At 62.6% G+C, this 11,611-nt stretch carries 8 protein-coding genes and 1 pseudogene; 1 reads left to right on the plus strand and 8 read right to left on the minus strand.

All coding sequences use genetic code 11. From position 1 onward, the window contains the following. The 5 genes from AC5Y5O_RS30950 to AC5Y5O_RS30970 all read right to left on the minus strand — a co-directional run. Window positions 1–912, minus strand: a 912-nt coding sequence (locus AC5Y5O_RS30950; RefSeq protein ID WP_500028682.1) for an amidohydrolase family protein, incomplete at its 3' end; no start/stop codon positions are given. Window positions 913–929: 17 nt separating this feature from the next. Then, window positions 930–1,316 (minus strand): cupin domain-containing protein, encoded by a 387-nt coding sequence (locus AC5Y5O_RS30955; protein WP_036473929.1) that lies wholly within the window; start codon window positions 1,314–1,316, stop codon window positions 930–932. Then, on the minus strand, window positions 1,309–1,767 hold the full coding sequence (locus AC5Y5O_RS30960) for a nuclear transport factor 2 family protein (RefSeq protein WP_036473930.1): 459 nt from the start codon (window positions 1,765–1,767) through the stop codon (window positions 1,309–1,311). Before AC5Y5O_RS30960 ends, AC5Y5O_RS30955 begins: the two co-directional genes overlap by 8 nt. Beyond that, window positions 1,764–2,711 (minus strand): fumarylacetoacetate hydrolase family protein, encoded by a 948-nt coding sequence (locus AC5Y5O_RS30965; RefSeq protein WP_084163685.1) that lies wholly within the window; start codon window positions 2,709–2,711, stop codon window positions 1,764–1,766. Before AC5Y5O_RS30965 ends, AC5Y5O_RS30960 begins: the two co-directional genes overlap by 4 nt. A 33-nt stretch (window positions 2,712–2,744) precedes the next feature. Beyond that, window positions 2,745–4,709 (minus strand): acetoacetate--CoA ligase, encoded by a 1,965-nt coding sequence (locus tag AC5Y5O_RS30970; protein ID WP_243394247.1) that lies wholly within the window; start codon window positions 4,707–4,709, stop codon window positions 2,745–2,747. A gap of 976 nt (window positions 4,710–5,685) precedes the next feature. On the opposite strand from AC5Y5O_RS30970, the gene AC5Y5O_RS30975 reads away from it, so the two are divergent. Next, window positions 5,686–6,891 carry a cytochrome P450 gene (locus AC5Y5O_RS30975; protein WP_084163687.1) on the plus strand — a complete coding sequence of 402 codons (1,206 nt, stop codon included), beginning with the start codon at window positions 5,686–5,688 and terminating at the stop codon, window positions 6,889–6,891. Window positions 6,892–7,653: 762 nt separating this feature from the next. Here the strand turns inward: AC5Y5O_RS30975 and AC5Y5O_RS30980 are convergent. The 3 genes and pseudogenes from AC5Y5O_RS30980 to AC5Y5O_RS30990 all read right to left on the minus strand — a co-directional run. After that, window positions 7,654–8,877, minus strand: coding sequence for a Wadjet anti-phage system protein JetD domain-containing protein (locus tag AC5Y5O_RS30980; RefSeq protein ID WP_169718162.1), 1,224 nt, complete (start codon window positions 8,875–8,877; stop codon window positions 7,654–7,656). 19 nt (window positions 8,878–8,896) lie between these two features. Next, a complete protein-coding gene (locus tag AC5Y5O_RS30985) occupies window positions 8,897–10,540 on the minus strand; it encodes an SbcC/MukB-like Walker B domain-containing protein (RefSeq protein ID WP_500028683.1) in 1,644 nt (547 codons plus the stop codon). Between the two features lie 190 nt (window positions 10,541–10,730). Continuing rightward, window positions 10,731–11,611 (minus strand): annotated as a pseudogene (locus AC5Y5O_RS30990) (ATP-binding protein); the annotation flags it as partial.

An 11,611-nucleotide genomic window follows, 5' to 3' on the forward strand; every position in this document is an offset into this window, starting at 1 on the left:
ACTAGGGCGAGATCCGGTAGCCAGCAGTCGATCTGTAGCGGGTAACCCAAGGCCCGGCATGCTCAACTCGATGGTCGAGGCTACCGATGCGCTGGCTCCTGCATCGGCGAGCATGCGCAACTCGTCGTCAGTGGAGTCGCAGCAGTGGATGAACAGCAGGTCTGCATCCAGCAGCGCGGCGTCGTGAAGTTGGCGGATGCCGCCCGGTTGCCAACCGATGTGCATGCTGGCGCGCACGCCCAGGTTGCGCGCGATCGCAAGGTCATCGACGACCACATCCGGTTGACTCATGTCCGGCCCGCGTAGCATCGCGTTCAGTGTCACCAAATCTTGGTCGTTGCTCAGGATTTCGTGTCGGATCCGCACAATGTCGGGGGGGTGCCGACGGGTGCTGTTAAGCATCCAGGCGTCGGAGTCGACCGATGGCCAGCCGTGGGCGAACACCGCGCGTATTCCGGAGTCGCGCAGGGCGCAGATAACGGCGTCGGAGTGGGCGGGACTGTTCTGAATGTGGGACTCGCTGCGAATGGTGGTGATGCCCGAGTTGATGGCGGCCAGCGCGCCCACGAGCTCACCGATGTAGGCGTCGTTCGGGGTGAATTGTGGTCCCCAGGTGAGCTGGACATTGCGTCGGTAGGTAGGGAAGTCCCAGCCGAAGCCGATGAGGCGGAAAGCGCCTTGCCAGGTGTGGCGATGGGTATCGACGAATCCGGGCAGGACGGCTTTGCCCGTCGCGTCGATGACTCGCGCCGCGGGTTGGTCGCCGATGTCGCCGATCGCGTGGATGCGGCCGTCGACGACTCGGATGTCGCCGACGATGGTGCCAGTGGCTTCATCCTGCGTCAACAACAGTCCGCCCCGGATCACCGTGGCGGGCTTGTTGTTTGCGCCCGTACTAGGTGCTGAACTCACCGAGATCCGGGTGTGGGCTAGTCGTTGAAGGCATCGGCTTGGTGCGCGACGAGGTGGCGGTAGTCGTCTCGCACGGGTGCGTAAACATCGACGTTGAGAGCTACTTCATCGCCGATGAGCCACGCGGTGTGAGGCGCGTCAGCCGGGATGTGGAGCACCTCGCCGGCGGCTACTTCATACACTTCACCGTCGACGTCAAATCCGATCTTTCCTGAGAAGACGAAGCTGACCTGGTCGAATGGGTGGGAATGGGGCGGCGGTGTCTGGACTGAGTGGCCAGGGTGAAACCAGTTGATGGTGATCAGCGACTGGTCACCGCGTACGGCGGTGCGCACCAGCGCCCCGCCGGCCAGGCTTTCGGTGGGAAGCGTGTCGAGTCGAGCGTGGATGACACGGTTAGGCATTGTTGGTTCCTGTCGCTGATTGTTGCTGGTCTGCGGCCGCCGCCAATGGGTGGAGTACCCGCGCCCCAAAGCGCCAGTGTCCGTGGTTATCTCGTGCGTAACGGTCGCGGTATTCGCCGATGAAGTCGACGTATGGTGACTGCCCGCTGTCAGAAACGTGCAACACGAGCATCACTGTGCCCGAGGCGCCCTCTTCGTCGGGCCGCAGGCGGATATTGGTGCACTGATGATGGGTTTGGCGTGCGGAATTGGCTGCCCGTGTGTCGGCCCATTTGTGGAACTGGTCGCGCCCGACCAGTGTGTGCGCGCCCAGCGTGAGGGTGCCGTCATCGACATAGAGTTGGGCAACATCGTGCCATCGGCCATGATCGAGAAGCCAGGCATGTTCGACGATCAGGTCTTCGATGGCACGTCGGTCCGCGTCGGGAAGGGCGCCGTCGATCCAGGTCACGATGCCGCTCCCGCTTCCTGCGGGAGCGGCGAAGAGCCGACCGGCTCTCCCACCGGGTTTCGCAGTACGCCGATTCCGGCGATGTCGATCTCCACGGTGTCGCCGCTGTGCAGGAACGTCATTGGGCCGTGCGCGTGGGCAACCCCCGCGGGTGTGCCCGTGGCGATGATGTCGCCGGGGACCAGGGTCATGATCCGCGACAGGTAGCAGACCAGTTCAGCGACGGAAAAGATCATGTTTGCGGTGTTGGAGTCTTGCACGACAACATCATTGACTCGCGCCTTGATCGGCAGGCTCTGCACGTCGTTGATCTCGTCGAGGATCACCAACGTGGGTCCGGCGGGCGCGAACGTGTCGATGGCCTTGCCTCCCGTCCACAGCTGGTTGGCCAGCTGCAGATCGCGTGCGCTGACGTCGTTGAGCGCCATCACTCCGCCGACGTACTGCAATGCCTCATCAACGGCGATGTTATTGCCGCGCTTGCCGATAACGACGGCGAGTTCGGCCTCGTAGTCGACTTGATTCGTGATGGCCGGCGGGGTGATGGTGGCGCCGTGACCGATCAGCGAGTTGGCGAACTTGGCGAAGAACATCGGTTCTTTGGGAGCTGACTGGCCGGTTTCGGCGGCGTGGTCGTGATAGTTCAGGCCGATGCAGATGAACTTCTCGGGCTTAAGTACCGGCGGCAGCAGTGTCACCGACTCCACCGGGTGGACTGCGGATAGGGCGCGCAGCCGCTCTTCGTTCTTGTCGTAGAGTCCCAGCAGCTCGTGGGCCATCTCCGGGCCGGCCTGTAGGACCGAGGTGATGTCTGGGCTGGCGCCGTCGAGGCCATTCACTCCTGCCAATTCGGCCAGGGCTGCGATGTCGATCAACTCCGAGCCGGCGCGGCGTTGAAGTGCGGGGCGCGGGCCATGGCCATCGTCGTAGGTTGCTAAACGCACGTCATGTCCTTTTCTGAGTGAGAATGCGGTGTCTCATCGGTCCGCGTTTGCGGACTGAGTCGGTTGGTTGGTGCGTGTGCGCGCGAACTGTTCGTAGCGCCGCAGAAGGTCGATGTCATCAACCGATCCCGGGTCGACCGTCTGCGCTAGCTCGCTTCCCTGCAGCATTCGCTTCACGGGAACTTCGAGTTTCTTGCCGATCCGGTTGTGGGGAATCCCCGGCATCACGACGATCTCGTCGGGCAGGTGGCGCGGCGAAAGAGCAAATCGAATTGCGGCCTCGATACTCTGCTTTGCTAGCTGCGGGTCGACGCCGGCGCGTAGGTGAACGAACAGCGGAACGTAATACTGAGTGCCCAGTTCGACCCCGACGACTAGGGCCTCCACCACGTCGGGGAGTTGTTCGACCGCCGAATAGATTTCAGCGGATCCCATCCGGACTCCGTGCCGGTTGAGCGTCGAATCCGAGCGGCCATGGATGATGGAACTGAGATCCGTATCGAATTCGATGAAGTCACCGTGGCGCCACGCGCCGGGAAACATGCGGAAATAGGCGTCGCGGTAACGCTTTCCGTCGGGGTCGTTCCAGAAATACAGCGGCATGGATGGCATGGGCTTGGTGACCACCAGTTCTGCGGGCTCCCCAATTACGGGATTGCCGTCAGGGTTCCAGGCCGCCACCGCCACCCCAAGGCTGGGCGCCTGGATGCGCCCGGCCCGCACCGGTAGTAGCGGTACGCCGCCAACGAATGCTGAACAGATATCGGTACCCCCGCTACACGAGGCCAGCCAGGTATTCGTATTGACGTTGTCGCGCACCCAGAAAAATCCCTCCGGGCCCAGCGGGGATCCGGTGACGGTCAGCGTCCGTAGCCTGGAGAGGTCAAACGTTTGTCCCGGTTGTTGCTCGGCTGCCATGTAGGACTTGATCAGTCCGGCGCCGAGCCCGAGCACGGCGACCTGTTCCTCGGCCACTAGCCGCCAGATACGGTCCAGGTCCGGGTGAGCCGGACTGCCATCGACCACTACCAGTGTGGCGCCGATCAACAGGCCAGAGACCATCAGATTCCACACCATCCAACTGGTCGATCCGACGAAGAGAAATCGGTCTGCGGCACGCAGGTCACAATGCAGCCGCAAGGTTTTGAGGTGTTCCAGAACGATGCCACCGTGGCCGTGGACGATTCCTTTGGGCAGTCCGGTCGTGCCTGAGGAGAACAACACCCACAACGGGTCGTCGAAGTCGACCTCTTCGAATTCGATCGGCTCCTCGCCGAGGATCGTGTCAGTCCAGTCTGTTACGGCCCGGTCAAGATCTCCGTCGCCGATGCCGCCGACGGTAATAACCTGTTCAACGGTGTCCAGTGATGAGGCGATATGGCGCAATTCGTGGACGCGGTTGCGCGGCTTGCCGCCGTAGGAATACTGTGTTGCGCCGATGAGCACCTTCGGTCGGAGTTGCCCGAATCGGTTCAACACTGCGGCGGTGCCGAATTCTGGTGAGCACACTGACCAAATCGCGCCGATGGAGGCGCAAGCGAGGAACGCGACGATCGCCTCGGCGGTGTTGGGCAGATATCCCACCACGCGATCACCTTTGGTGACGCCCCAACTGCGTAAGGTGGCCGCCAGAGAGCCCACCTGCCGGCGTAGCTCACGCCACGAAACTCGGTTGACCGAGTCTTCGGATACGCAAATCAGGGCGTGTTCATCAGGTCCGAGCGCGCGGCGGAAGATCTGCTCGGCGTAGTTGATGCTGGCACCGGGAAACCAATGCGCCCCCGGCATCACCGCCTGGACCAGCGCCGGGTGGCCGCCCTCGACAAGGCCCAGTCCCTCGAAACCGTCGATAGATGTCCAGAACTCGTCGAGTTCGTCGACCGACCACTGCCACAGGGCGCGATACGAGCCGAAGTGCCGGCCTGTGCGCACCTCAAGCCACTCAAGGTAGTCCGCCAGGCCGCAATCACGGCGCACAGCCGCAGACGGGGTCCACACTATGGCGTCTCCTGGCGGTGAAGCTGCGCGACCGTCGTCCACGAGCATTGTTCAGTTCTCCCTCTCCTACTCGAAGAAAAACTGTATGCAGCTTCAAGCGGAGTTGCAAGCGCGGTCATACAAAGAGGCAGGCTCCGCACCGTGTCAAGGCCCGATTGCCATGGTTGGCCCGTCCCAGTATCGGTCTGTATGTATACAGATAGGAGAAGCGGTGCTGCGCATAAAACGAGGCGAGGCGCTCCCGACGACGACAGCCAGCGCCGTCGGTGGCGAGCGTGCGGGGGACCGACACGCACGGACGACACCTTCGTCCATCGAAATGTCAGACGATCAATCATCGAAACATGAAATGCGGCCCCCGGCTGGGCGAGGGATGGCCGTGACCCTCACAGCCACTAAATCAAAGTCCCCGTCATTCATTGGTAACGAATACTAGGCACGCGTCTGCATACAGAACAACTGAGGGTAACTGACGCTCCGTCGGCCCGCATTCGAGCCATCACCATGAATCAAGTGCGCTCAAAGTACCCGTTGTGATCGTATAGCCGTGTGTACCTGCCGAGAGGCGCTGACTGAGATCTTGACCAGCTCGCCGAATACTGCATACAGTCTGAGCAATGTGATTGTCGTGACCGGTGGCCGCGGATCGTTCGAGGGCGGTGTCAACCCTGCAGATGGGGTCGACACGTGTTTTTCCGGCGCTTGTCGTATCGCACATCTGACTGCGCAGCGGGGTGCGACGCACGGCCGAGGGCGCAGAGGCTCGATCGAATGGCGGGGTGAGGGTGCAAATCCATGGCTCGACGATGGCTATTTCCCGTGGCGCGCTCAGGGCCACCCGTATTGGCACCAACAGCCCAACGCACTTAACAGCACCCGTTGCCGGCCTCATCGATCGGAAGCGGGCTCATCCCGACGACATCCACACGGTGGTCGTTAGTTGTGGTCCCGCACGAGAAGCCGAAGGGATAGTCGAATGCTTGAGACCAGCAGCTGTCCGATGGAGATGGGCCAGTTCAACCACCACGAATCCACTGTTGAGGAGATGTGGAAGCTGTATCCGCAACTGCACTCTGGCTGCGCGGTGGCTCACAGCGCCGCGCTCGGCAGCTTTTACATGCTGGCTGGCTACGATGATGTCAAGGACGCCGCGTCTCACTGGGAGGACTTCAGCTCGGCCGGCGGCATGATGCTACCCAAGGCTCCGTTCCGGGTGGCAGCCATCGAATTTGATCCGCCCGAGCACGATTTCTGGCGCGGCTTGTATCGAGAAGTGTTGAGGCGCAGCACCTACCAGTCTTTCGCCGAGAGCCTCGAGCAACACATTCACACCCTCATCGGCGCGTTCGCCGGACGTGGCCACGCTGACCTGGTGACTGAACTGACCGATCCGCTTCCGGTGCTGAGCATCTGCGAGCTCATCGGCATCCACGAGCCCGAGCGAGCCAAGGAGATCCGCCGCATCGCCCTCGCTGCCTTCGATGCCACCGGCGACCCGGCGGCGGTGGCCGAAGCCCTCGGCGATTTCGCAGCGTTCTGCCTCAACGAGGTCAATCATCGCCGTGTGCATCCGCGCGACGACTTCCTGACCCGTTTGGGCATTGGCACCGTGGATGGAACCGACGGTGGCCGCCTGCTCGAAGACGCCGAGATCGTTAACCTACTCATTGGATTCTTGATCGCCGGGCACCACACCACCTCATCGACAATGAGCAGCATGCTGTTGCATGTGGCCTCTGATCCACAGCTGCGCCAACGTTTAGCCGACCACGCCGATCTTGTTCCGAAGATGATCGAAGAAACCCTGCGCCTGGACACCCCACTGCATGGGTTCTTCCGCCAAACCACCCGCGACGTCGAGGTGGGCGGTGTCGCGATTCCGCAAGGGTCGGAGGTGATGCTCAATTACGCTGCCGCCAATAGGGATCCAGCTGTGTTCGATCATCCCGAATCGCTCGATGTCGACCGCTCAAGGAACCCGCACCTCGGGTTCGGGTTCGGCATCCACACCTGCGTGGGTGCCCAACTCGCCCGACAGGAATTGCAAACCACACTGCGTATCGTGCTGGCCGAGCTCCCCGATTTGAGTCTGAACACCGAGGAGCCGTTCACCCGGCTTTGGAGCGGCGGCAATCTTTACATGATCGACCGGTTGCCCGTGACATTTACCGCACACCATTAGACGCCGGTATCCGTTGGGTGTCGCCGAGCCGGGTCTCAATTAGCTGGCGCGAATGCTAGCCCCCAAATCCGATTAGCGTTCTGACGGATTCGGGTGGCAAGCGGCGGCGGCAAGACTGCTTCCATACTGCTCGTCGGACACATGCACGACGTCGATAGGGTGGCCGTAAGTGGCGACGAAGGCGGTGGCGCGAGGATGTAGTCAAGGCGCAAGCGATCGTGGACATCGCGGCGCAGGTCCTCGATCAGATGAGCCCGTACCGCTGAGGTCGCAGGAGCCGGCGGCGCGACGATGGCAGCCCCGCTCTGAGCGAGGATCACGGCCGTGGGTGCAACTATGGGCTCCGGTACCGCGTCGTCTGAGTCGTATGTGAACGCGCTGCTGCTGAGAGTGATTGGGGTCGACACTATGGCGGCTGCTACTGAAGATAGTTTTTCTTGTCAACTAGAAGGCCGTTGTGCGGCAAGCGATTAGCTCGTCGACCCTCAGTGTCCCGCCAGAGTTGCCCACGCTTGAAACGTCGCTGATTCATCTGCCGAAGACGGCGTTCTTGTTCATGGATAATGACGATTATCCATCAGCACTCAAATATTTACGTGCACAACCTCTTTCATTATCGCTGGCACGCGCAGGACGTATTCGGGTGTGTCTTGGTCTTGGTCTTGGCTGTCGATGATGGGCGAGGACAGGCCGGTCACCATCACGTTCGACAACCACTACGCGCACAGTCTGTCGACGCAAGGTTCCTTCGCTGCCGCGGCGCTATGTGGGCAGATCTGCTGAAGCCACTGTCGATTCCCGGATGACGTCGTCTACCAGTGGTTTCGGCAGATGTTCCTGTTCGAGCTGCAGTTCGCGACCATGTTCATGGTGGTAGGCGTTGAGCCGCTGATATAGAGCAGCTTCGGTATCGGTGAGTTCGACAGGGATTGTGTCTGTGGCCTGCTGGGTGGCGGTAGTGTGCCAGGCACTGCGATGGGCGTCGAGGACCGTCTCGTCCATCAGGATGCTGGACACCGGCAGCCCGGCCCGGCGCACCGACGCGAGTATCGAGATCCCAGCGCGGTCTATGTCGCCCCAATACACAAGTCGCTCGGCAGTGTGAATCCAGTTTAGCTGGGCCAAGATTGGTGCGGCCTTACCGAGACCGCCGATCACCGCAACCCCGCCGAGATCGAGGTCGAGGGTCTGACCGGGAGCTTCGTTTTCTACAATGGCGATGATCGCCGGCGCCAACACGGTGTCGTTGAGGATGGGGATGGTCGCGTGAAAGCGCCGCAACCCCGCGGCTTGGGCGCGTAGCTTCGGGCAGGCCAACGTCACTTGCAGGCGTGTCTGCTTGGCGTCAAGCCCCAGGCGGGCGATGAGTCGCGTCAGTGGATCAGCCCCCTCGGAGTCGGTATCGGTGCCGAGCATCGCGCACAGCAGGGTCGCGTTCTGCTCGATCCATTTGCTGTGCACGCCGGGTATGCGGATCTGGCGAAGCACGGTCGCATCGCCGGGCCCGACCGCAACGAGGTGGGTGACCACGGTGAGCGCGGTCGCCCACTCGGCGTCATCGAGGCCAGCGATGGTCTTGCCAGACTTAAAAGGGATGTCGCTCAGCATATTCCACGCGATTTCCGGAGTGGCCAGGGCCTGCGCGAATCGGCCGGCCGCCAGCTCATACGAGGCAACGATCTCAGGGTCGGCGATCGCGAGCGCGGAGTCAAGGTCATCGATCACCCATGTGATGGGAAGCTCGTGGGTGCCCAGCCGGCGAGCGCGGCGCGCGGCAGTGATGAGCCGGCCGGGTATGCGATGCTCATCGATGGCTGAGCGCCAGGTGCCGGCCCAGGCAGTGGCGGCGATGACGTGGTCGTCGAACGACGTGCCCTGGGGGGCCTTCAGGGTCAGCTTGAGCGGCCACGGCCCGTCTTGCCCGAGTGCCCAGTGCAGCCATAAGTCGGCGCAACGCCGGCGCAGTTCACGGATCGCGGTCTCCACCGACAACATCATCTCGGCATCACCGCACCGTGGCGGCTGCCGGTGCGCCGGCCAGCTCGTGGCTGATCTCGGCGAATTCCCGCACGGTCACGGTGCGGGTGGAGGCGATCGGTTCGATGCCGGGGGTGTCGCGCTTGGACACCATGACCACGCTGTCGATGTAGGGCTGGATGGTGGTGGTGTTTTCCACGGTCGCCACGATCAACAATTGGAACCCAGACTTACGGAACGCCGAGAGCGCCTGATCGGCGAACACCGGGTCTGATTTCGAGAACGCCTCGTCGAGCATCAGCTGTGAAAACACCGGCCTGTTGTCGCTCGTGGAAGGATCGGCCAGGTTGAAACTCAACGCCCCAGCCAGGCAAAACGCCATCAGCTTTTCCTGCTCACCACCGGAATTGGCGCCGGCATTGCTGTAGGTGCGGATCAGTTCACCTGTCGTGGAGTCAGTTTCAGCGCAGTACAGGGTGAAGCGGTTCCGTACATCGAGGGCGTCGCGCGTCCACTGACGGGCCTCAGCGCTGTCGGAGGCCAGCAGGTTCCGCAGATCCAGAATGTCGCGGTACTGATCGTGGGTGGCCTTCTCATCGCGCATCGACACCGCCAGCGAGCGCCCCGAGATCCGCCGGGCCCGTTCGTGCAGATCTGTAACGGCAGTCAGCTTCTTGGGGTCGGCGTGCAGCGACAGCCGTGTGCCGCGGTTGAATTCCACCGATCCCAAACCACGGTTCACCCGGGCGATCTGCTCCTCGATGTGTTGGGCTTCTTCCTCGGCTTTCTGGTAGAGGTGCAGCGCAGCCATGGGCGCTTGTTCGGTTATCAGCCGCAGCATCCGATCATGGGCCTGGGGCAGTTCGCGGTCATCGATGCGCCGGCACAAAGCCACGTAGTCGTGGATCTTCTCGTTGAGGTCGTCGCTGTTGTTGGGGATTGCATCTTCGAACTGTGCATCGAAGTTGCTAATGATCCGCTTGAGCTCGGCGGTCAATCGGTTGACCGAATCTTGCAGCGTGCCTTGGTCTTTTTCGATGGTCCGGACGAGCTCGGCCTTGTAGGGGGCGGGTGCCAGGATCTCCAGGGGGATCGACAGTTGCGCCCGATAGGTCTCGAGCGCGGCCCGCGCGCTCGCGCCGACGACACCGGGTTTGAGTATCTCCTGCAGATCCAGCAGCTTGGTGCGTCGATCGTCGCTCACTGTTTCCCGCTCGGTGAGGATGCTGATCCGCCCGGTCAGCGCGCTGCTCTGCGTGAGCAGCTCTTCGGCCTGGTCTTCCAGCTTGGCCAGATCGGGGTTCGCGGCCTCGAGGGCCTCGAGCTGCTCTCGAAGCCGGCGAACCTCGGCGTCGGCGCCCCCGGCGTCGATGTCGCTGAACATAGTGAAGCTCACGTGCAGCTTGTTCCACCGGTCTCTGCTGACCGACAGCGACTCAATCGTGTCGTGCAGCTCGGTCATTGCAGCGTCGCTGGCCTCGAAGTCCGCGGTGGCTTCCTCGAGTTCGATTCGGAGTGCGGCGATCTTGGCGGCGATGTCTCCCTGGTAGATGTACTGGGAGGCTGACAGTGTGGCGCGGTCGTCTTTGACCGAGCGGGTCTCGTTCTCCTTATAGAGTCCCTCTTGGGTGACCGCACGGCGATGGTGGGCGAATTCATCAGTCCCGCTCACGCGGACAAAGTCGCCGACCTTGGCAACCAATCGCATTGCTGTACCGGCGCTTTCATGCCCCGGGTCGGTCAGCCCGAGGCATTCAGCCAACGTGCCCGCCTGCGGCGCGACAGAGGCGACGCCGCCAGCGGGGACATGCTCGAGGCGAACTAGGCCCCGCATGTGGTGGTCGTTGACGTAGCGCAGCACCTCACCGGTGGTAGCGGTCGGGCACCAGCAACACCAGCCCTGTGGAACGCAGAACTTTTTCAACCGCCGCGCGCCACGGCGCGTATTCGGTCTTGAGGTCGAGCAGCTCGCACACATACCGCAGCTGCTTGGCCGGGGCGCCGAGCGCCGCCGCGATCTCTCCGCGGATGCGGTCTTCGTTGGCCGGTACCGATGTTCCGAGCCGCTCAACGCGGGCGAGTTCCTCGCGGGCGGCCGTCATCTGGTCGCGCGCCGCCACACGTCGCGGGCCCTCGTCGTTGGCCAACCGTTCCCGCAGTGCCTTGAGCTCCTCGGCGATCCGCACGATTTCGGTCTGTGCCATGGCGCGCATGGTGTCGAAGTCGTCGGCGGACTGCACTTGGGGCGCGGTCCAACCCAGGTCGAAGATCTGGGTGTCGTAATCGTGGCGGCGCCGCGAGGTCGTGTCGGCGCGGTCTTCGGCTACTGCGAGTTCGTGGCGTAGCGTTGACAATCCAGACCCGGCCGCAGCGATGCGGGCAGTGAGTTCGTCACGGGTGCGGATCAGCACACGGTGTTTAGAATTCAACTCATCGCGCTCAGCGCCGATCCGCTCGATGTCGGCGTCGAGCACGCTGACCTCGGGTCCGATCGCGGCCAGGCGCAGTTCGTCGACCCAGTCGTGCACCATCTGCTTGTCGACGATGCCGATGCTGGCCAGCTGCGCGGACTCGGTCACATAGCGGTCGTGGATGAGCTCGATGTCGCCAAGGACCCGACGCTTGGATTGCGCCACCCCCAACGCTTTACGGGCATCGACCAGGGGGGTGATCGCCTCGACCGCATCACGGATGCCGGTGACGCTTTCCGGGGTGTCGAGCATGTAGTCGCGGACGAACTGCT

Source organism: Mycobacterium sp. NGS40, assembly GCF_059812735.1.